Below are 22,445 nucleotides of genomic sequence, written 5' to 3' on the forward strand. Positions count from 1 at the left end.
TCTTTCTCCTATTTTCACGGATTACTCCGGTTGAATAAGAAAATCATTCAAGCTTGGCCCCATAACTTTAACCTTTCTCCTACTAATGCCAAAAGCACTCCAGATACAATCAATATTGTCTCTACCGATACAACATCAGCTAATGGACCAAAAAGCAAAATTGCTACCGGCATAGCACTTACACACATCAATCATCCATAAGATGATCGACCTTCTCAAAAATCTCTTCTTGCTTATCTTTTGGAAGTTGATCAACGTATCTTTTTAAGCAAAACTGTAACAGCTCTTCTGTTTCTGATAAATCTACAGCTTGACCATCCGAATTAAACGGATGTCTTTCAATCATTGCAGCCATTTCGATATCTTCAAGATTTTTAAAGACAGAAATAATCTCTTCTGTAGTCAATTGTGCATCAAATAGTACATCTTCGAGATCACCAAAGGACTTTACTTTTTCTTTTATAAGTGCAAGCTTATCAGATGAATATCTACATACAAGCAATTCATCAATTAATTTTCTGTAATCCTTATCATCCATCTTTATATCAGATAAAAAATAAATTTTAGGTTTTAATTCTTGATTAATTGAACGTGCAAACACTTTGCCAAGATTATCCGTCCGAACTCCATTTATAATATTTGATATAATCTTTGGCAAACTTTTTTTGATATAATCTCTTAGAGAAGGATTTATAATATTCAACTCTTTTAGTATTCTCTTTATTGCCTTATAGACTTTCAAAGCAATTTCATTATCATCATATTTAAGCAATTTATCACTCAAATATCGAATATCCTTTTCTGTAATATTCAATTTAATAATGTTACAATTTACAAGTGAACAGCCTAGTGCTCCCAGCAGTACATGTTCAAATATATTAATCAACAGATCTTTATATCCTTTATTATATCCGTAAAGCAAATGGTGAATATCCTCCGCAGCGAAATTCTTACAAAATTTATTTTCAAGATATAAGTTCTCTAGATACTTTTGAATAAACTCGACTCCTACCAAATCAGTAACTGGATTACATAACTGATAATCAATAGATGCTGGAAACTCATGAGCTTCATAATCAGGATCATAGGACTTAAAAAAAATTTCTATACCATTTTCGCCGAGAGTTGCGTTGTAAGTATAGTTCATAGTAGCTATTCTATTTTTTTGGACTAATTTATAGATATGTTTTGCAGTATGAAGTTTTGTACTAACAAGTTTTCTGCCCCTTTCATATAATTCAAAAATCCCTATATTTTTGAGTTCTTTCACTGCATAATCTGCATCTTGTAATGACTTTAAATATAATCCAATTGTATATAGATTAGATTTCATAATGCTTTTAGCAGTCTCGACTCTTATAGAACTGCTTTGGCCAAAATTATATCTTTTACTTTTACATGATAAGAGTCTCATACATTCCATCTGAATTTTTTCTATGTCATAATCATCTAAAAGTTCACAGTTATACGCTTCCTGTAAAATAGAATTAAAATAAAATTCCCGGCTTAAATTTTGACTATCAATGATATGCCGTTTTTCAATATTCGCCATATTCGCCCTCCTCTTCATATCCTGTATCCTCCGAATAATCTGGGGCATATCCAAATCGTATATTACGAGCCATATTAGCAAGTTCTCGCCCTGAAAGCAACTCAAGTGATCCCTGACATTTGCCATCAAAACTATGTTTCATGAACTTTATTAAATCATCATCGCTTATCATATCAAGAGTCTCATTTTTATAGAAATAAAACATTTCGATAAGCTCGTGAAGTGTTTTCACATAGTTATACATCGATATATAAGGGGAATCACAAAATTCTTTAATTATCTTATCAATTACACCACCACCGAATTCAATTCGTTCATTATTCTTCAGTAATAAGGCTCGTGTTTCAACTAGCTTAATAGCATCCAAGCGGGATAGAATTAATCCAAACTTAGCGGTAAAATCATTACATTTTTCAATTTCCTCCACCGCTTGTTTTTATATCACTGAAGAAAACATATTCATAATTTCAAATGACAATAATGATCACCTCCAGAATAAAAATAAATTCTAAAATTTTTTAAAAACTATTGACTTTTATTTTGAAATATATTATGATATAATAGGTGGATTTTACTATATTTTTAATATTGTCATAACTCCTATTATAGCATTAAAAAATATTAAAATCAAATATCTTTGATAAATAAAAAATTAGCTAAGATTATAGTCTTAACTGTTGAGTTATTACCCTACAATCTGGGAACAAATTGAATACTAAATTAAAAAAGAGCTATGTTAGCATATCCCTGATAACATAGCTCTCCTAATATTTTTATTATTTTTTGTAAACTATATTTTAAATCAATCTATCATTCAACATTTTCGTATTTCCTAGTCTTGTTCCAAAAATCTTTTTTCCATTCAGGATTTATTATTCTATACAATCCAATAGTTAAAAGAGGCAATGCATATACAGCAATCATTCCATATGCCATAATTGTATATCCTTTGGAAACCAAGTCAATTATGCCAATTTTCGATAGAAAGGTAGCCGTAATTAAAACAACTACTGTAAGTATGGCGTTCTGTTTACGAGTAAGTATTTCTTTTCTCATTTCCTTTAATCCCGAATTAATCCTTTCTACTAAAGCATGAATCATCCCTGTTGATGTTTCGATTAACGTCCAGCCAACTACAATACCAAATAAAATAATTATCCATGGTCTTCCCATCCCCTGTAACATTACAAGCCAAGGAACTGGTGCACCTATAATTTCCTTGGAGGGATAAAATCCCATCAGCGAAAAATAGGTTATAAACCATGGTATTGTCATCAATAATCCTGCTATAATTGCAGCACAAATAGTTTCCTTTCTTTTAGTTTGTCTCTTCAGTGTAAATAAAGTAGCAGGATATACTGCTAAATTATAACCCACATATAAAATACCACTCCATAATACAGCCCCTATAGATACTGATGTTTCTGAAACATAACTAACATCACTAGTCATAAAAACCCGTTGTACATTACCCCAGGTACTTGATAAAACTAGTATACCAAATATTATATAGCCAATATATAAAGCTATGGTTCCATATGTTTCAAACCTTTCAATTAACCAGCCACCATAAAAGTTTAAAATACCAACTATAATTATAACCCCCGTAACACCAATCCAATATGGAAGCCCCATTGTACTTTTAACAATTTCTCCAGTAGCAGAAGCCATTATAGCTATAATTAATATGGCTAAGAGTATATATAAAACATCATATAATATGTAAAATTTACCTATAAATTGCTGCACTAGTAATTTATAATCATACACTTTGAATAATCTAGCTAATTCAAATGTCAAAATAGCTAATACTGTAAAACCTATAAAAATACCTAAACCACCAAGCCATCCCATAGCACCAAATTTACCACCGTAGGCTACGACTTCACTTCCAGTTGCATATCCTCCACCTATAAGAACAGATTGTAATATAACCCCTGGAAGTATATATCGCCCAAATACACCATCATAAAATCCCTTTTTATCTTTACTCGTCATTATAATTCCCCCTAAAAATAAAATAAATTGCACTAATTCCCGTTACAAAGAACTTCTATTGTTTGCTCAAAGAAATTTAGCAAGTCTAATCTCTCAAAATCTGATAGAGATTGTAAGTTTAGTACTCACACCAAGAACCATAGTTACCAGCCTTTAGCTATCTCTAGCACTTCATCGGGAATATGGCCATTAATATATTCATTAATAGATTCTTCAATAATATTTAACGCCTTATCTATCTGTTCTTTATTTATAACAAGAGGAGGTTGAATCCTAAGAACACTATTGCTAAAGAAAGTAAGCAATACTCCCTTCTCCCAGCAACGATAACAAATTTTTGCTGCTGCATTTTGAGCTTTTTCCTTAGTATCTCTATCTTTAACTAAATCAACTCCAATAGATAATCCAAGGCCACGAACATCTCCTATAAGAGAATACTTATCCTTCATCTCATTAAAGCGTTCCTTTACATATTCTCCTAATTCTTTAGAATGATTTATTAGATTTTCTTCCTTTATAACTTCAATAGTAGCTAAAGCTGCTCTACAAGCTATAGGATTACCTCCCATTGTAAATAAATGAGCAGGTGCTCCCATCGATTGCATAATTTCTTCCTTTGCAACTATAGCACTCATGGGCATTCCTGAAGCTATTGATTTAGCCATAACCACAATGTCAGGTTCAATATCAAAATGATTAATTCCAAACCATTTTCCAGTTCTACCAAAACCTTGTTGTACCTCTTCGCTTACGAATAGAATTTGATATTCTTTACATAAGGAATATAACTTATCAATATACTTTTTAGGTGGAATTACAAGACCTGCATCTCCTGCTATAGGCTCAATTACGATTGCAGCAACTTCCTCTATTGGTATATAATGTTTAAAATCATTTTCTAAAAGTTTTAAGCATTCTAAATCACAGATTTCTTCATTTTTATCAAATAGACAACGATAACAATCAGGATATGGAATGTGATGTATGTCGGGTACCAATGGTCCTATCTTTCTACGCATATTTAAACTTAATGCTGACATTGAGATAGCCCCATAGGTTGAACCATGATATGATTGAATATAAGTAATAATCTTACTTCTACCTGTATAAGCTCTAGCAAGTTTAATTACGCCATCATTGGCATCTGAACCCGAAAGGCCAAAAGCTACTTTTTTGTTGAAATGTCCAGGAGTAATATCAATGAGTTCTTTAGCCAATTTAACCAAAGACTCATGATACATATAAGCTGGAGTATAGTGAATAAATTCTTTAGCTTGTTTTATAATAGCGTCAACAACCTTTGGATGGGTATGTCCAGTATTTAGCGCTGCAGCACTAGACAACAAGTCAATATAATTATTTCCATCTACATCTTCAATAATCGCACCCCTTCCACGTTTTACAACTAATGGATAATATGGAACTCTAGCAGATGGACAAATAACTTTGTCATCTTCCTTTACTATGTCAATACAGTTATCTATTTTTACTGTCATAAAACCTCCTCCTTTAATAAGTGAAATTTAAGTTATGTTAAAAAATATTTTAATTATAACTTAATTAATTATTTATTAATTAATTGTAGTATTACTTAATCTATATGCTAGGAGGAAATTAAGTATTCATTATAATTATTAAGTATATATTTATTTTAAATAGAATAATGCTGCCGTTTTTATATAAGGGAACACCTTAAATTGCTTAGTATACAGATTAATCGAGGTTTTTTGAAACTATTATTATATAAGGAAAGTAGTAAATGAAAATAGTTAAAAAGTAAATATAATTTAAACTAGTGATATTTATCTAAGTCTATATTAATAACATATTAAGTATATATTAACAACGTATAATGTTGGAATTAAAGATACTTAAATAAATTAAAAAAGATAATCTGTTTTACAACAGATTATCTTTTTTAATTTATTTAAGGTTACCATATTTTTTCGCATATTTTTGAATATAAATCCAATAGTATTTTAGCTTAGAAATAAATTATTACCATGTCAAAATCAGTTTAGTTTGTCATAGCATCTTCACTTTTAATAAATAAGACTTTTTTACGCTTACTTATCCTTTATCAAGAAATATTTAAAATGATATTTATTTAATGGTAAATTAATTAATATATTGGAGGAGATATATTACTTATACCTATAGCTTTTTCAGTACTAGAATTATAAAATTTATGTGGAACGTTTTCATGAATGTAAATACTATCTCCCTTTTTAAGCTCATATTTACTTTCCCCTAGAAAAACTTCAATTTCCCCTTCTATCACGAATATACACTCATCGGCAGCATGGGTAAGATAATCATCACTGCTCCAGCTTTTTGAATCCAATTGAAAATATATAATTTCCATCTTAGGATTTGTCCTTTTATCAGAAGCCATAGGTGAAACAAATTCATAAATTATACTGCTATTAGGTAAATCTAATTTTTTTCTTTTATCTGCAGTAATAAGGACATGTTCCTTGTTTTCATCAGCTAAAAAAGTATATATAGGTACTTCTAAAGATTCGGCAATCTTTCTTAATGAGGAAAGGGAAGGTTCTATAATTTCTCTTTCCAGCTGTGATATATAACTAGCAGTTAATTGTGTTTTATCAGACAACTGATTTAAAGTGTACCCTTTATTTTGACGTATTTTCCTAATCTTGTAACCTAACATAAAAAACCTCCTTAAGGATTTAATAGTGAACTACTCTCCACAGACTTGACTTTCCCTCGTTTAAAGGACAGATATTGCTTTTATTAATCCCTTTAATGCCTTATATATTTTACATAAGAAAGACAATACTTAGTTTTCACTATTGCCGAATTCTCCTTGCAACATTATATATGTATTTACTCAAAACTATCATATCTATATTATATCAATTATATTATAAAATTAAAGACATAAAGCTATTGATTTTATAGTGTTTACATCCGTACTGAAAGATTCAATATTGGCATTATTGATAAAAATAAAAGTTGATATTTCATAATAAAATAAAACAAGAGAACGGTTTTACTGTGTTATCCGTCCCCTGTATAAAAACAATTATATTCTATATACTAAGCAATGCCAATGATGGTGCAATGGTACTCTAAAAATATCCCTATAACAAAGTCTCACCCTGGATACTATGAATTATTGCAGTTTGATCTTCAATATCATCTCGTTCAATTTTTATTTCTAATTCATCTCCAAAGATATCTTTGCTATTAACCTCTAAATACTTTTGCAAATTCACTTCATCAATATCGTTTTGAAAACTCACTACTAATGTAAATTTATCAATCCGCTTAATATAGTTCTTCTCACAAATTTCATTTAATGACTGAGATATCTTATTCAATAAATAAGTATCATGCATTAGAAACCTCCTCATAGTATAATTTATAAATCCCTCAGCTTATGGATTCATTTAATTCTATGCTTAATAATAAATAAATATTAGCATATAATGAATTACTACTAAAAAGGTAGAGCTCTTACTAGATTATAATATATTACTTGAATCTTATTGCAACTCCTGACATAATTGCTGATGATTGGTTAATTATAAATACCATTATTGATATATGGAATTGTTTAAGCCTGAATCCTCAGTTGTTTTTCTCTTTAATAGTAACACTAATTCCTTCAACGTCGCCGTTATTTTTAGCCTCTTCAAGGAGACTTATAAGTTCGCCACTTTCAATATCGTTAGGAGTCACTCCATGTACACTTACATACGTGCTATCCACTTCACTAGATAAGCTATATTCGCTAAAATTACAGTCATTGTCTACGAATGCCTTATATGCATCAGTTAAGATCTTTGCAATTCCTTCTAAGGTTCTATCTCTTAAATCAACCCGAATTAAAACCTCTGAATCTAAAGGCAATGATCTGTCAAATTCCATATCAAGCTCTAAAACATCATTAGTCAGCTCATCCTTTTTATATATTACTATTGTAGTATTGTCTTCATATCCAAGTTCTTTTGCAATAATATCCTTTGCAATAACTGAGTATTCATCTGAAAGCCTTTGCCATGTATTAAACTTTCCTAATACGTAGCTTTCATAATCATCCCGAATCTCGCCTTTACGATAATATATAGGAAATTTAGTATCAATACTTGTTTTGGATTTGGCTCTTGCCATATATGCTCCAGTTTTAAAATTATAGTTTGCTTTTTCTATTTCAAGGTCTAAAGAAGGATAATTTTCATCCACGTATTTCTCTATAGCCTTATTTGCAATCATTTCAGATATTGGGTTGCCAGCAAAAGCGTTGATAAAAAATAGTATGCCTCCAATAAGTGCTGTAACTATTACCCCTACAAGTACTTTTAATACCTTCCCTCTATTATTCTTCATCTTATTCCCCTTTTCTAAATACAAATTTTATAATTCCTGCAATGATTATACCACAGTGTAATATATCATACAAAAAAACCAATATGCGAAAAAATAGAATCAGACTTGAATTTAGGGAATTATTCAAGCCTGACCCATAAACTATATTTTATTAATACTTCATAAATATTAACCCAAAAGTTTCGAAAGGGAAACTGATCTGAAAAATATGATTCGATTTTAGTCTCATAACTACCACTTAATACATCTTCAATATGAAAATCAGGCCATTGTGCTAAATAACGTTGTTCCTCTTTCGAAAAGGTTTTATCGGGTATGGTAAAATGCAAAATAAGCATAGCAATTATAAATAAAAATGGGAACACGGAAACTATATTCTGCAAAATAGTACAGTTTTTTTGTTATTTATTCGCATATCAATCCTCAAGGTTAAAATCTAAAATATATAAATGGGTTGTAGTCGGACAGAATATCGATATCATCATAAATAAAGCCAGCTGTACTTCCAGCTCCAGCTATTACAGATTCCCTTGGCAGGATTTCATTAAAAACAAAGCCTTCAGTAATAGAATCTCCTATAAATACACTGTTTTCAAAATCAGCTTTAACATCATTTTTTGCAGTTGTATTCTGGCAGGCAGTCATACTACCTATGATAAGAATACCAATTAGTAAACTAATCATTAATTTTTTCATATACAATACCTCTTTTCTTTATTTGATACGTATATATTACAGTAACGAAGTGCAGATGAGGTAAAGTTTGGATATTGTTTAATGTGATTTTTAGCAAAAAAACAGCCATAAAGAATCTCTCATGGCTGTATCGTTCTATTACTCTCCATTTGAAAGCGCATCTAAAATGATCTGCTTATACTCCTCTTTTGTCTTAACTCCTATGATTATTTCACCTATACTATTTCCTGCATTATCAACAATTAAAGTTGTTGGATACGCGATCACTGGTATATCTTTAGCAAGCATCTCATTGTTAATCAAGTTTGTATAACTTATATGTTGTGCATCTATAATTTTATTTGCAAGGGCTATGTTTTGCTTATCCTCTTTAAAATCAGCATCTATTGTATCGCCTACAATTCCTATGATGTTCACGTCTTTATCCTTTAGTTCCTCGCTAAGTTCTTGAATTTCCGGCATCTCATTTATACATGGCTTGCAGGAGGTTGACCAAACATTTATCATTGTAATTTTGTTCTCTTTAAATATATCACTGCTTATTTCATTTCCTTTTAAATCTGTAGTGTTAAAGCTTATCTTTTTAACATCCTTTAGTTTTCCCTTTGCCTTCTTATCATACTCTTCTTGCATTCGTATTTCAGTATCAGACCTATTATCTTTATTTTCGGGCACAGCTTTTCCACAGGCTGAGACCGATATCATTAATATTAATAAAAGCATGATCGCTAATAATTTTCTCTTCACATTTTACACTCCTATACTTTGATAAATTTAGTTTTCGCTGCTCTTAGTTTGCTTATTTCTCAAATTTTGTATTTCCTTTCTCGCATCGAAAATATTCTAAAGATGAAACCCTTTTTTATCGCCTTTTTAGAACAAACTTTGACACATTCTCCGCATCTAATACATTCTCGATGATTTGGATTTCTATTGGGCTCAATATGCATTTTGCAGCTCTTTGAACATATATTACAATCTATACATTTACTTTTATCAATCTCATACTTATAAAAACTAATTTTATTAAAAAAAGAATAAAACGCACCCAAAGGGCAGATATATTTACAAAATGGTCTATAAATCAATATCGAGCTTATCACAACTATGCCTAGAATTATCATTTTCCATGTAAACAAAAATCCTATGGTCTGCCTCAGCGGCTCATTCAACAATACTAATGGAATACCACCTTCCAAAGTCCCTGCAGGACAAATATATTTACAAAAATACGGAATACTTATTCCAAGTTGACCAACTAGTAAAATTGGAAGTAATATTACTGGTATAGCCAAAATCAAGTATTTAGTAGACCTAAGAATTCTATCCACTTTCCTATTAATTGTAATCTTCCCTATAGGTATCTTGTAAACAATATCTTGAAATAATCCAAAAGGACATACAAAACCACATGTAAGCCTCCCAAACAATACGCCTATTAATGAAATAAAACCAATGGTGTATAATGAAACTCCATAACCTACTGTTCCTGCTACAGCTTGTAATGAACCAATGGGACAAGAACCAATAGCACCAGGACACGAATAGCAGTTAAGCCCTGGGACACAAATATTCTTTAGTTTTCCTCTATAGATATTTCCTTTAAGAAACCCCTTAAGATAAGAATTTGTAATTATAGCAGAAATTATTTGGAATACCATCCTTTTATTTACTTTTCTATCCAATACCTATACACTCCAAACATATATTAGTTGCCTTATTTAATATAGTATGTACTTCACCCAAATACACTCCTGCTACTACAAAAACAATGCTTAACAAAAGTATTCCGCATCTCAACTTATTTTGTGTCAGGTTCATTAATATACCTCCCTGTATCAGACTGTTAGTGTAAAGTTATTTACACTAGTTTTTAAAATTTGTCTTTATTTATCAAGGGTTACAATGTTTTTTAAGATAAAAATACAAATGACCTCCTTTTGTGTTATAATTGAGTTTCTCAAGACACTAATTATCTACTAGAAAGGACGTCATTGTTTTGAACTCAATTATAACTTATTTACTTTTATTTAATCAATATCTTTTGAAAGTAATTTCTCAATTACTTTTATTTATCGCTAAATATATTTCTCTTAAGTTATTCGATCTAACGTGATAAAGACATTATCAGGATTTTTCTCGGACAGAATATCGATATCATCATAAATAAAGCCAGCTGTACTTCCAGCTCCAGCTATTACAGATTCCCTTGGCAGGATTTCATTAAAAACAAAGCCTTCAGTAATAGAATCTCCTATAAATACACTGTTTTCAAAATCAGCTTTAACATCATTTTTTGCAGTTGTATTCTGGCAGGCAGTCATACTACCTATGATAAGAATACCAATTAGTAAACTAATCATTAATTTTTTCATATACAATACCTCTTTTCTTTATTTGATACGTATATATTACAGTAACGAAGTGCAAATTAGGTGCAGATGAGGTAAAGTTTGGATATTGTTTTTGTTCTACTTTTGACAAAATAAAAGCCATGAAGTATATTTCATAGCTTTTTTTGCTCATAAAAAGTTTATTTGTATTATTCTATTTCTAAATATTCTTTAACTCCATCACATATAGATTCTGCAACTGAATATTGAAACTCATCATTAAGCATTATCTGTTCTTCTTGAGGATTAGTTAGATATCCAATTTCCAACAAAACTGATGGCATATCTGTATACCTCACTACAAATAAATCTTTCTTTCTAACACCTCGATCGTTAAAACCTGTTGAACTAACTACATTTTTATGCATAATTTCTGCAAAGGATTTAAACTTCTCATGATAATAATATGACTCTGTACCAGATACATTTGGAGATTCAAATGTATTTCCATGAATTGAAATGTATAGATCTGCATCTAATTCATTTGCAAATTTTGCCCTATACTTATCTTCAGTTGAAATAAAAGTATCATCTTCCCTGGTCATATAAACTTCAATCTTTTCTTCTTTTTCCAATATTTCATTTACTTTCTTTGACAAACTTAAAGTGAAGTCCTTTTCATATAAACTGCTTGTCCCTGTTGCCCCAACATCTTTTCCACCATGACCTGGATCAATTACTACTTTAAATGTTTCTTCTGTTGTGTCTAAACCCTTATCATCATCTTGTTTATTAGTATCACCTTGTATATTGTTATTCCATGTTAAAAATATTAATATCAATAATGAAACAATTCCAATAAATCTCACTCTTCTTTTTACTCTTTTGTTCATACTTAAATCTCCTTTGACATATTAATTTTTTTAAGAATACCACTTTCCTTTGCTCGATATATAAATATTACAACTACAATATGCAGATGAAGTGCAGATGAGATAAAGGTTGGGTATTATTTTTACTTTCCTCATAAAATATAATTAATGATTCATGACTCTACTCACAATGTAAAGAAAAAGCGAACGCCATTTTTCGTATTTTCTACACCATAATTTGAATTATGCAGCTTAAGTATTTCCTTAGATATGGAAAGTCCAATACCTGTACCTGCTTTAGATGTCCGTGCCTCAACACGGTAGAATTGGTCCCATATTTTTTCTTTGTCTTCCTCTGATATCGGGTTGCCCTGGTTTTCTACACTGACTTCCACTGTTTTTTCATTGCATCTCATAGCAATCACTATTTCATGTCCTTTTTCTGTATGTCGAATTGCATTGCTTAGAAAATTAACAATAACACGGCTGATTAGCCCTTTATGTCCTACCACCATTTGAGAACATAGTCTTAATGTAAGAATGAGCTCTTTCTCCCGTATTTGTTCAGCCAACGATCTACATACTTCAATAATAGCCTTATCTATTCCAAAAGGAGCCATTTCAGGCTTATAGGTGCCAGATTCAAACTTAGCCAGATCCAGCATATTAACAACCAGTAAGTCCATCCTCTGTATCTCATTTTCCATTGCCTGAATATAATGTTCTCTTTTTTCAGGTGCGATTCCATCCTTTAAAATCGATAGACAGCTCTTCATGATAGCAAGAGGCGTTTTCAACTCATGAGATACCCCTGCAATAAATTCTTTCCGTGTGTTTTCCAGCTTTCTCTCTTTATCTAGGTCCTGCTTAAGCTTACCAATATACATTTCCATCTGACTAGATAAATAATTGATATTTTGAGATAGTTGACCAATTTCATCAATAGAATGCACTGGTAGTTTTTCAGTAAAATCCATATTTGCTATTTTCCCTGTTATCTTGTTGATGGATATCAGCGGTTTTGCTAGCCACCTAGAAAAAATAAATGCCAAAATTATGACACAAAGTAAGGTGACTCCAAAAAAATAAGGATAGAATTGACGTATAGTCGATATTGCTTCATCTACCGGTTGCAAAGAGGTCATAGCAAAAATATATCGCGTTATCCCATCTTCAACGACAGGTTTAATAATTATCTTATAGTCCACAAAATTTTTTGTTACACTAAGTTCTTTTGTACGTTTAATCGGTTTCCCATTATCAGCTAATAAACTAACTTGGAATTCCTTTATCTGTTCCAAAAAATAACTCTCATTATAAGGAAATGAAATATACGACTTTTGTTCTGGAAATACAGTTTTCGTTATCGTTCCCCTATATAGACTGGTTCTAAAGCGACTATAATCTTCATCAGCATCAGGACCATGCAACCTGTTTGCAATGTTTAAATTTATAACTCCCGCTGATTTAGTTTGTATTTGATAAGGTATACTTTCATCTCCTACATTAATCGCATCTATAATCACCTCATCTCCAACCTTTAATGAAGAAAGTACATCAGAAGAAAATTTTCCTTCAAATGAGTACATAGGTATTCGTAAATTATCCTGTGATTCATTTCTCAATTTTACTTCGATATAGTAATTTGCCACATCCCAGATACGCCCATATTCATCTAATTTTGTAATCCAGATATGGTTATTTTCATATATTTTAGCTGACGCTTCTTCTGCTCCTTTTTTTGATGCCAAGCTTAAGTACTCATTCATATACATTTTGAGAGCATCAGATTTCTCACTTATATAATATTTTTCAAAAAAGTAATTTTGCATAATTCCAATGAATAATAACATTATAGAGAATAATAGAGCTGTTAATATAAACCATTTAAAAACAATGCTTTTTTTCATAGTTGTTCCTCTTCAAATTTATACCCAGAACGGATAACCGTAACAATGCAGCTGCCTTTATTTCCCAGTTTAGCCCGCAGATTTCTTATATGACTGTTCACTGTCTTTGCATCACCATAAAAATCATAACCCCATATTTTAGCAATTAACTGTTCTCTGGTAATCACAATCCCTTTATTTTGCATTAAGTAAGCTAGAATTTCAAATTCTGTGTGAGTCAAATTAACTTTATTGCCATCTACAGAAACAAGTCTTGACCCCATATTTATGACAATACCTCCTGCTGATATCAACATTTCATCCATAGCATCCGAGTATTTTTCAAGAAATCGTTTCACTTTTGCCATTAAAACCCGGGGACTATATGGTTTGATCAGATAATCATCGGCTCCTAACTCGTATCCTAAGAGAGAGTCATCCTCATCTGAACGTGCAGTCAAGATAATTATAGGGATATTGGAACTTTTTCTTATTCTACGGCATACTGACCATCCATCAATCTTCGGTAGAACAATGTCTAATATAACTAAATCAACAGAATTTGATTGAAACAGCTCTAAAGCTTCTTCCCCATCTGCGGCCTCTAATACCTGATATCCATCTTCATTCAAATAATCTATTATTACTTCACGCAAAATATCTTCATCTTCCACAACCAATATTGTATTCATCATCTAACCTCCATCTATCCTTAATCCACTGTTAAATAGAAATTTCATCAGTGGCTGAAGTAGATAAATTTCATAAAAACAACTATGCTTTTTATTTTAGTACATTTATTGATTTATAACAATAGGTAATATAGTAACATTTCCATTGGTGTCCCTACAAATACAATCTTTCAAACGTTTTAACCTATATATGACTCAAAGTCTATAATCCAGTTAATACTGTTAACTTATCTCAGGCATCTTTTGTAAAATACTCTTTTTAATTTTATTCTTTAATACTAGTTATTTTAGCATAAATTTGTGGTAAAGTTGTGTCAAATTTATGTCAATTTTTTAATTTTGACTAAGTCAATTTTTCATGTTGACATGCAACATGTTTTGTGATAATTTGTTACTATTGATAATGGTTATCATTGTCATAATATTGTTTATGAGGAGAGACATATATGAAAAAGTTTATATCCATATTTGCTTTATTACTTATTATTTTATCTTTAGTTGCTTGTAGTCCAAACGCGGTTGAAAATTCAAATCAAACAGAAGATACAAGCAACAGTATTGCAATCGAGCATTCAGCAGGAACAACTGTCTTAGACAAACCAGCTGAAAGAGTGGTAGTTTTAGAATGGATTTATGGCGAGGAAATGTTGGCATTAGGAGCACAACCTGTTGGTATGACTGATATACCTGGTTATAATTCATGGATGAATTCTGGAAGTGTAAAATTAGATGAAAATGTTGAAAATTTAGGAACTAGAGGTAATGCAAACCTTGAAGATATTGCCGCTTTGAAACCAGATTTAATAGTTACAGCAGATTACTATGAGTATGATTATAATCTGTTAAGTCAGATAGCACCTACTATCGTTTTAACTCCATATCCAGGCGAAGAATATCCTACAGGTGAATACGATCACATGATTAGTTCCATAGAAATTATGGGTAAAGCCTTAGGATTAGAAGAAAAGGCAACAGAAGTTATTAATGATTTAGAATCAGCATATGAAAAAGCAAATAAAAAATTAGAAGAAACAAGTATAGATTTTGATTATATTGAACTAATTGATTTTTCTACAGATGATACCGTATCCATGTATCTATATACAGATACATCAATTCATACAACTATTTTAGAAAAGATAGGTTTTAACAACATATATAAACCAAAAAAATTTGAATTATATGGACAAACCAATATTAACGTAGAGAATTTAGTAGGTTTAGATGATCATACTCTCTTTGTAGTAGCCGATAAAGGAGAGGATGTTTTTAGCAAAGGTCTTATTTCTGAAGATGTATTAAATGGATTAGAATTCTATATCAATGATAGAATTCATTATTTAGGTTCAAATGCATCTCCTTTTGGTCCTTTATCAACTTTAAATTTTATCGATACTGTTGTGGAGGTCGTTACTGAAAATGAGTAGCAAAATTGAAAATAAGTATAGACTTCTCCTATTAACAATGATAATAGGAGGTCTTCTATCTCTTTTTATTCTATCTTTTATCCATATTAATCAAGGTTCTGTTGGAATTTCTCTAAAAGTTATTTTAGAATCCTTGATTAATCCTAAAAATATAATAGAACACAACGTAATAAGAGATTTAAGATTGCCTAGATTAATCATTGGAATGATTGCTGGAGGAGCATTAGGTATTAGTGGAGCCTTATTTCAAAGTATCATGAGAAACCCCTTAGCTTCTGCTTCTACTCTAGGTATTAATGCTGGAGCATATTTTTCTGTTAGCCTTTTTACCATTTTTCTTCCTAACTTCACTGTAATTCCTTTTTTCCCTGCACTTGCAGGAGCACTAGGAACAGCTATTATTGTCATGAATTTAGGAGGCGGCAGAAAAGCAAATCCAGTTCAAATGACCTTAGCAGGTGTAGCATTATCTTTAGTTTTTTCTTCAATGACTTCAGCTTTACAAATTTTATTTGAAAATGAGACAAAAGGTCTATTTTTATGGGGATCAGGCTCCCTTGTTCAAACAAGTTGGCGTGGGATTAATTTTTCTTTCCCAATAGTATCACTATGTCTCTTTTTTAGTTTAGTTATTGCTTCTAAAATCGATATATTAGAATTGGGAGATGATATAGCAACTTCCTTAGGATTAAGAGTTAACTTGTATAGATATATTGGAATTGCTATTGGAGTAGTAGCTACTTCATCAGTTATAGCTGTAGTTGGCCCTATTGGTTTCGTTGGACTAGTAGCCCCTCACATAATGAAAAGAATTGGTTTCAAAAAACATATCCACATCTTTATATTATCCTTTATATGGGGTGCAGTAATTTTAATAGGGGCAGATGTGTTATCCAGATTATTTACAAAGGGTAGCTATGAACTCCCTGTTGGAGCATTTACAGCGATTATTGGTGCCCCTTGGTTAATCTATCTTGCATATAAAACTGGGAAACACATAGAAAAAACTCCTCATGGCTTATTAGTTCAAGTAAGTAAAAAAAGATTACCTTATTCTATCTTAACAAGTATATTATTGATTAGTATTTTAATAGTATTTTTTATTTCTCTCAGATATGGAGGGCAGGAATACTCAATCAAAGAAATTATAGAAACTATACTGGGCAATGGGAATGGCATCTCTAATATGATTATTAATAAAGTACGACTACCTAGGGTACTTACTGCTCTCTTAGCAGGAATAGTTCTAGCAGTAAGTGGCTTTTTATTACAAACGGTGCTCAACAATACATTAGCAGACCCGTCGACTTTAGGTGTAACTCCTGGGTCTGCTTTAGGAGCATTATTTACAATATATTTTTTACCTAAAATGTCTAATATAATGATACCTATAAGTGCCTTCATTGGTGCAATACTGGCTTCTTTCGTAATTTTTGGTATATCTAAAAAGTCAAAATACAACCCTTCCATGTTGGTGCTAGTAGGAATGGCTGTAACAGCTCTTTGCCAAGCTGGAGTAAATATCATAATAATTAATACTACAGTTGGTAAATCCGCTTCTTTAGTTTGGTTAGCTGGTAGTACTTATGCTAGTACTTGGAATAACGTAGTTACTCTTTTAGTATCTATGCTCATTATGCTTCCTATAGCTTGGTTGCTATGTAAAGACCTTGATGCTATTATGCTTGGACAAGATGTTGCTACAGCAATTGGTAGTGACGTCACAAGGATACGTATTCTTGCATCTGTAGTGGGAATATTTCTTTCTGCAGTTGCTGTATCCACTGTAGGAACAGTAGGTTTTATTGGTTTGTTAGCACCTCATATGGCACGTTTTTTAGTAGGAGTGAAACATAGAAAAAGTCTCCCTATAGTTTCTCTTCTAGGAGGATTGCTGTTGCTCTCAGCAAACTTTATTGGTAGTACAATTATATACCCCAATGAAATTCCCTCAGGACTAATAGTATCAGTCATTGGTGCTCCTTACTTTTTATGGTTATTATATTCTACATCAAAAATAAAGAGGTGATTTTAATGAAAACTATTCAAACAGAAAAATTGATATTAGGCTATGAAAATACTGTAATCATAGATGATATTTCTGTAAAAATTCCTAACAATAAAATTAGCATTTTGATAGGAGCTAACGGATGTGGTAAATCTACATTGCTCCGTTCTTTTGCAAGATTATTAAATCCTATTAGTGGTAATATCATTCTTAATGGAAGAAGCATGTCAAAAGTTTCAAACAAACAAATTGCAAAAGAGCTAGCAATACTCCCCCAAACTCCAGTTGTATCTGGAAGTCTTACTGTAAGGGAATTAGTGAAGATGGGGAGATTTCCATATCAAAGCTGGAAAAATAAATTAAGTGATATAGATCATGAAATAGTAAAAAAAGCGCTTAAATCTACTAACATGCAAAATTTTGCAGATAGAAACCTAAATTCTTTGTCCGGAGGACAACGCCAAAGAGCATGGATTGCCATGGTTTTAGCTCAAGAAACAGATATAATCCTACTTGACGAGCCTACAACTTACTTAGATGTTACCTATCAAATAGAAGTACTAGATTTGTTATGTAAACTAAACAAAGAAGAAGGCAAAACAATCGTTATGGTTTTACATGATCTAAACTTAAGTTGTCGATATGCACATCATATTATAGCTCTCAAGGATAAAAAAATCTATAAACAAGGGGCTCCACAAGAAGTTATTACCAAAGAAACTGTCAGAGATATCTTAGATTTGGAATGTGAAATCATTAATGATCCCATATATAAGACTCCAATGTGTGTTCCTTATAGTAAAGCTGTGTAGTTTGGAAACTGAATCAAAAATCTATAGAATTAGAATCAGGCTTGAATTAATGGAATTAATCAAGCCTGACTCCTTATTATCCCTTGTGAACGGGAATCCAAACTTCACTATATGCATAATCTTCTTTGTGCTCATCCATTTTGGTAAAAGAAAAAGTAGGAGCATTGATTACTTGATAATTGGAAGAAGGAAGCCATTCTGAATATATTTTTGCCATTGTTTCCTGTAGTGTAGAAGGAAATGGTCCTTCATTTGGAAATATCGCCCAAGTACAAGCTTCTACTGGCACCTTTTCTAATAGATCGCTTACCTGATTTTCAGTAGTTAAAACACCTATCAAGTGAGTTAAGTCTCCCTCTTCTTTTAAGAAATTCGCATCAGCCTCATAAGAAGCGTTGACAATTTCATAAGGCTCAATATTTTGAAGAGAATGCATTTCTTCTTTTTGTTCGTCCGTAATGCTTTCTGCAAGCTTTACAATCTCCTTATTAACACCTTCAAATTGCATAGGAACTCGCTTACTAACACCTACTAAATTAAAGGCTGGTTTGTCTTCAATTCTAAATTCCATAGTGATTCCTCCCTTTACAGTTATTATGAATGAAAGCTTAGGAAATGATTTACTTATGCCTTTTTTTATTACATCTGATGGTAAAAATCCACTCCATTTTTTAAAAGCTCGAGTAAAGCCATCCATTGACTGATAACCATATTTAAAAGCAACATTCGTCACTTTTTCTCCATTTAATAAATCCTTATTTGCCTCCGACAATTTTCTGGTTTTGATGTATTCACTAAGGGTCAACCCTGAAAGATAAAAAAATATCTTTCTAAAGTGATAGTCAGGAACCCCAGCATATTCAGAAACTACTTCAAGTGATAGGTCATCATCAGTTAAATGGTCTTCAATATAGTCAATCACATTATTTAATTGGTTTAACATCATCTCCCCTCCCTTTCATATCTACATAATAACAGAGCTAATTTATTGATGCTCGACTTTCTTAACACAAAAAATATCGAATCGTTAAATAATAAATTTGAATCAGTTGTCTTTATTATATGTTAACTACTTTATAGACTTTTTCTATTTAATCTACTTATAAATTAATTATATAACATTAAAACAATTATTAAACTTCATACATTATTTCAGAGATATTTAGATAAAAGAATTGATAAAACTTTACGCCCAAAAAATGGTAGACCTTGAACGCATAATCAATGTAGCAACCGAACTATTAGTGATAAAACTACAAAAGAATCTATGTTTAAATATCAGATAATCTTAATAATGAGGTTAAACACACAACTGAAATTAATATTATCAATAATGAAACCAAAAATATTATCCGGTGCATTTCAATACTGTCGAATATAAATCCATACATTAATGCACCGAGAGGAATACCACCCTTAGTGATTATCCCAACGATTGAGAATATTCGAGACATATATTCGTTCGGCGTTTCCCTTTGTATAAGTGCCTGTACCGGAACATGGATAAACATGATAGAAACACTTAATAAACAGAGAACTCCTAACAGCAAGAGAAAATACAAAAGTGTATCTTCCCCCAGTTGGGATAAGATAGAGGGTAATAATAACACAGAAAATGCCAGCATCATAACCATGAGCATATTACAGCCAATCATAAGAGACTTAGTAACCTTCTTATCTTTACCAAACAATAAGCCCACCAAAACACTTCCAAACAAGGCACCCAATATAATTACCATTTGTAAATAACCGTACTGTGTATCGGAATAATTGAGCTTAGTTCTAAAGAAAAGAGGCAACACAACAGTAAATATCGGCTGAATCAAGGCGTATATTATTAGGAAAAAAACACATAGTTTACGAATTAACTTATTATCAAAAATGAATTTAAAGCTCTTAGTCAAATCTATTACTATTTCCTGTATACCTCTGCTACCTTCTCGACTAGAATGCTTATACTCTATGAACATCTCACTGCTTGCTGATAGAAAAAATGATATACTATTAATAAAAAATAGTATCGTAATCCCCAATTTTGCATACAAAGCAGCACCAATAACAGGTCCCATAAGAGCAGATAATGTCCTAAGGGAGGCTACAGCAGAATTGGCCTGTGTCAGTTTATCCTGTTCTACCAATTGAGGAAGCATCCCTTTTGTAGCCGGATCAAACAGACCATTCAGTATAGCTACTATGACCTGGAGCAGTAACAGCAAAGTAATACTCATTTTACCTAAATAGGAGGTAAAAGCTAGTGCAAGTATTACTATAGCACTAGCGAAGTCTGTTGTAACCATGATTTTTTTCGGTTTAACCTATCTCCTAACACTCCAGCAAGGGGATAAACTAGAAGCGATGGCATTAGGGCCAGAAATGAAAACAGTCCCACAGTAGCTGCTGAACCACCTATATCGATGATATACAGAGGTATAATCACCATTTGGAGACCGGTTCCAGTATCAGAAACCATCCTTCCAAGCAATAACAATATTAGATTTGTATTTAAAGCTTTCTTACCTCTTTTCCACATTCGAAGCACCTCTACTATTCCAATATTTATACATATCCTTCTGTTCCATTTATACGAATTCTTTGCCCATCTTTAATAAGCTTAGTAGCGTTCACCACACCTACAACTGCGGGCATGCCATATTCACGGGTAATAACTGCACCATGGGACATCATGCCTCCTGCTTCAATAACCACTGTCAAACGATCGGAAGTCATTGGATGGGCGGTAAACAGAACCCCAGATACTTCGCAATCAACTATTTTTTGTACAACCACGGCAATTGTAACCTTATCGTGGGGAAAACCATTTTTAATATGGAATGGAATCACCATGTTTAGATAGTTCCTTAATAATTTCTTCCTTGAACTCTAAAGGAAGTCTAATTTTTCCGATTGTCTGTCTCATTTCTTTGCTTAATTTTGTTATTGCTTCTGTTTGATCTGCAACAATCTCCGTCAAGCGAGACAGTAATTCTTTTACCTCTGGTATAGATAAAACTAAATCACTATAACCCTGCGCGCTAACAACAAACCCATCCGGTACAGGAATATCTGGGATACTGTGCAATCTAGAAAGATTAGCTCCTTTCCTGCCTGAAATGGACAGTTTACACGCCTCTTTGTCTTTTAAGTCAATAATATACTTTCCCACTCTTTATACCTCCTTAAAATACATTGCTCTATTAAACAATTATTTATTTGCACTTACTCCTTCTCGCATTATTTTGATGGCGTTATCTAGCGTGCCCAAATATTTCTTTTCATCTAGACCGACACGGTAAAAATTCAATAAAACAAAATTGTAAAACATGTCTATCATTACATCCGCATCGATTTCAGGTTTGATCAGGCCACGCTGCTTATCACGTTCAATGATGTCTTTCCAACGTTTAGTCGAATCTCCACGCAGCTTCCTAATAAATTCATTGTCATCCATTTCTTGAAGTAGAGCAATATGTGCATAGTCTGGATTGCGCTTTCCCAATTCAAACAGGGCTACTATTTTTTCTCGGATTGTATCAAAAAAATCCGCATCCATATCCTCTACGCCAGCTTGTTTTAGAACAGCCCATTTATCTCTTGATATTTCCTTTAAAACATAGAGATAAATGTCTTCTTTATCATCAAAATATTGATAAAAGCTACCCCACGATATCTTCGCAGCCTTTACAATTTGATTAAGAGACGCTTCGCTGAATTTGCGTGATGAAAATTCATGAACTGCCGCCTCAAATATCCGTTGCTTCTTTTCATCCTTCAGGTTATAGAATGTTTCCTTTGGCATAATTACACCTCCAA

Annotated in this window: 26 protein-coding genes; 3 read left to right on the forward strand and 23 right to left on the reverse strand. The window is 31.9% G+C overall.

All coding sequences use genetic code 11. The features are described from left to right. Window positions 1-47 precede the first annotated feature (47 nt). The 17 genes from K8M07_RS05155 to K8M07_RS05235 form a co-directional block, all read right to left on the reverse strand. Complete coding sequence (locus K8M07_RS05155) at window positions 48-188, reverse strand: hypothetical protein (protein ID WP_223376831.1); 141 nt, start codon at window positions 186-188, stop codon at window positions 48-50. Next, window positions 188-1,552 (reverse strand): DUF6179 domain-containing protein, encoded by a 1,365-nt coding sequence (locus K8M07_RS05160; protein WP_223376832.1) that lies wholly within the window; start codon window positions 1,550-1,552, stop codon window positions 188-190. Before K8M07_RS05160 ends, K8M07_RS05155 begins: the two co-directional genes overlap by 1 nt. Further along, window positions 1,539-1,979 carry a DUF6323 family protein gene (locus K8M07_RS05165; RefSeq protein WP_223376833.1) on the reverse strand — a complete coding sequence of 147 codons (441 nt, stop codon included), beginning with the start codon at window positions 1,977-1,979 and terminating at the stop codon, window positions 1,539-1,541. The genes K8M07_RS05160 and K8M07_RS05165 overlap by 14 nt, the downstream gene beginning before the upstream one ends. Window positions 1,980-2,362: 383 nt before the next feature. Further along, on the reverse strand, window positions 2,363-3,550 hold the full coding sequence (locus K8M07_RS05170) for a hypothetical protein (RefSeq protein ID WP_223376834.1): 1,188 nt from the start codon (window positions 3,548-3,550) through the stop codon (window positions 2,363-2,365). 143 nt (window positions 3,551-3,693) lie between these two features. Then, entirely contained in the window at window positions 3,694-5,046 is a 1,353-nt protein-coding gene (locus K8M07_RS05175) for an aspartate aminotransferase family protein (protein ID WP_223376835.1), read from the reverse strand. 626 nt (window positions 5,047-5,672) lie between these two features. Then, window positions 5,673-6,224, reverse strand: coding sequence for a helix-turn-helix domain-containing protein (locus tag K8M07_RS05180; protein WP_223376836.1), 552 nt, complete (start codon window positions 6,222-6,224; stop codon window positions 5,673-5,675). A 433-nt stretch (window positions 6,225-6,657) separates the two neighbouring features. Further along, window positions 6,658-6,915 (reverse strand): hypothetical protein, encoded by a 258-nt coding sequence (locus K8M07_RS05185; protein WP_223376837.1) that lies wholly within the window; start codon window positions 6,913-6,915, stop codon window positions 6,658-6,660. Between the two features lie 232 nt (window positions 6,916-7,147). Then, the gene (locus K8M07_RS05190; protein ID WP_223376838.1) at window positions 7,148-7,906 is read right to left on the reverse strand and encodes a hypothetical protein; all 759 of its coding nucleotides are present in this window, start codon (window positions 7,904-7,906) and stop codon (window positions 7,148-7,150) included. A gap of 119 nt (window positions 7,907-8,025) precedes the next feature. Continuing rightward, window positions 8,026-8,244 carry a DHHW family protein gene (locus K8M07_RS12830; protein ID WP_223376884.1) on the reverse strand — a complete coding sequence of 73 codons (219 nt, stop codon included), beginning with the start codon at window positions 8,242-8,244 and terminating at the stop codon, window positions 8,026-8,028. A 91-nt stretch (window positions 8,245-8,335) separates the two neighbouring features. Beyond that, the gene (locus K8M07_RS05200; protein ID WP_223376839.1) at window positions 8,336-8,602 is read right to left on the reverse strand and encodes a hypothetical protein; all 267 of its coding nucleotides are present in this window, start codon (window positions 8,600-8,602) and stop codon (window positions 8,336-8,338) included. A gap of 138 nt (window positions 8,603-8,740) precedes the next feature. After that, on the reverse strand, window positions 8,741-9,349 hold the full coding sequence (locus tag K8M07_RS05205) for a TlpA family protein disulfide reductase (protein ID WP_223376840.1): 609 nt from the start codon (window positions 9,347-9,349) through the stop codon (window positions 8,741-8,743). A 59-nt stretch (window positions 9,350-9,408) separates the two neighbouring features. Next, the gene (locus K8M07_RS05210; RefSeq protein ID WP_317845474.1) at window positions 9,409-10,287 is read right to left on the reverse strand and encodes a 4Fe-4S binding protein; all 879 of its coding nucleotides are present in this window, start codon (window positions 10,285-10,287) and stop codon (window positions 9,409-9,411) included. Continuing rightward, entirely contained in the window at window positions 10,280-10,423 is a 144-nt protein-coding gene (locus tag K8M07_RS05215) for a CD1871A family CXXC motif-containing protein (protein WP_223376841.1), read from the reverse strand. Before K8M07_RS05215 ends, K8M07_RS05210 begins: the two co-directional genes overlap by 8 nt. 272 nt (window positions 10,424-10,695) lie before the next feature. Further along, entirely contained in the window at window positions 10,696-10,977 is a 282-nt protein-coding gene (locus tag K8M07_RS05220; protein ID WP_223376842.1) for a hypothetical protein, read from the reverse strand. Window positions 10,978-11,144: 167 nt separating this feature from the next. After that, window positions 11,145-11,828 (reverse strand): N-acetylmuramoyl-L-alanine amidase, encoded by a 684-nt coding sequence (locus K8M07_RS05225; protein WP_223376843.1) that lies wholly within the window; start codon window positions 11,826-11,828, stop codon window positions 11,145-11,147. Between the two features lie 164 nt (window positions 11,829-11,992). After that, the gene (locus K8M07_RS05230; protein WP_223376844.1) at window positions 11,993-13,717 is read right to left on the reverse strand and encodes a sensor histidine kinase; all 1,725 of its coding nucleotides are present in this window, start codon (window positions 13,715-13,717) and stop codon (window positions 11,993-11,995) included. Beyond that, entirely contained in the window at window positions 13,714-14,388 is a 675-nt protein-coding gene (locus K8M07_RS05235) for a response regulator transcription factor (protein ID WP_223376845.1), read from the reverse strand. The genes K8M07_RS05230 and K8M07_RS05235 overlap by 4 nt, the downstream gene beginning before the upstream one ends. A 446-nt stretch (window positions 14,389-14,834) precedes the next feature. Between K8M07_RS05235 and K8M07_RS05240 the strand changes: the two genes are divergently transcribed. From K8M07_RS05240 to K8M07_RS05250, 3 genes are read left to right on the forward strand one after another with little or no spacing between them, the layout of a single operon-like run. Continuing rightward, window positions 14,835-15,815, forward strand: a complete 981-nt coding sequence (locus tag K8M07_RS05240; protein ID WP_223376846.1) for an ABC transporter substrate-binding protein — start codon at window positions 14,835-14,837, stop codon at window positions 15,813-15,815. Then, on the forward strand, window positions 15,808-17,844 hold the full coding sequence (locus tag K8M07_RS05245; RefSeq protein WP_223376847.1) for an iron ABC transporter permease: 2,037 nt from the start codon (window positions 15,808-15,810) through the stop codon (window positions 17,842-17,844). The genes K8M07_RS05240 and K8M07_RS05245 overlap by 8 nt, the downstream gene beginning before the upstream one ends. A 5-nt stretch (window positions 17,845-17,849) precedes the next feature. Then, window positions 17,850-18,635, forward strand: a complete 786-nt coding sequence (locus K8M07_RS05250; protein ID WP_223376848.1) for an ABC transporter ATP-binding protein — start codon at window positions 17,850-17,852, stop codon at window positions 18,633-18,635. Window positions 18,636-18,711: 76 nt separating this feature from the next. On the opposite strand, the gene K8M07_RS05255 is transcribed toward K8M07_RS05250, so the two are convergent. From K8M07_RS05255 to K8M07_RS05280, 6 genes are all read right to left on the reverse strand, one after another. Then, on the reverse strand, window positions 18,712-19,578 hold the full coding sequence (locus K8M07_RS05255) for an AraC family transcriptional regulator (RefSeq protein WP_223376849.1): 867 nt from the start codon (window positions 19,576-19,578) through the stop codon (window positions 18,712-18,714). Window positions 19,579-19,906: 328 nt separating this feature from the next. Then, window positions 19,907-20,932 (reverse strand): MFS transporter, encoded by a 1,026-nt coding sequence (locus tag K8M07_RS05260; RefSeq protein ID WP_223376850.1) that lies wholly within the window; start codon window positions 20,930-20,932, stop codon window positions 19,907-19,909. Then, entirely contained in the window at window positions 20,902-21,165 is a 264-nt protein-coding gene (locus tag K8M07_RS05265) for a hypothetical protein (RefSeq protein WP_223376851.1), read from the reverse strand. The genes K8M07_RS05260 and K8M07_RS05265 overlap by 31 nt, the downstream gene beginning before the upstream one ends. A 26-nt stretch (window positions 21,166-21,191) precedes the next feature. Then, window positions 21,192-21,422, reverse strand: a complete 231-nt coding sequence (locus K8M07_RS05270) for a PEP-utilizing enzyme (protein WP_411741954.1) — start codon at window positions 21,420-21,422, stop codon at window positions 21,192-21,194. Between the two features lie 34 nt (window positions 21,423-21,456). Next, the gene (locus K8M07_RS05275; RefSeq protein WP_223376853.1) at window positions 21,457-21,798 is read right to left on the reverse strand and encodes a PEP/pyruvate-binding domain-containing protein; all 342 of its coding nucleotides are present in this window, start codon (window positions 21,796-21,798) and stop codon (window positions 21,457-21,459) included. A 39-nt stretch (window positions 21,799-21,837) separates the two neighbouring features. Beyond that, window positions 21,838-22,431 carry a TetR/AcrR family transcriptional regulator gene (locus K8M07_RS05280; protein ID WP_223376854.1) on the reverse strand — a complete coding sequence of 198 codons (594 nt, stop codon included), beginning with the start codon at window positions 22,429-22,431 and terminating at the stop codon, window positions 21,838-21,840. Window positions 22,432-22,445 lie beyond the last annotated feature (14 nt).

The organism is Schnuerera sp. xch1 (assembly GCF_019931165.1).
Lineage (GTDB): Bacteria > Bacillota > Clostridia > Tissierellales > Tepidimicrobiaceae > JAIOUP01.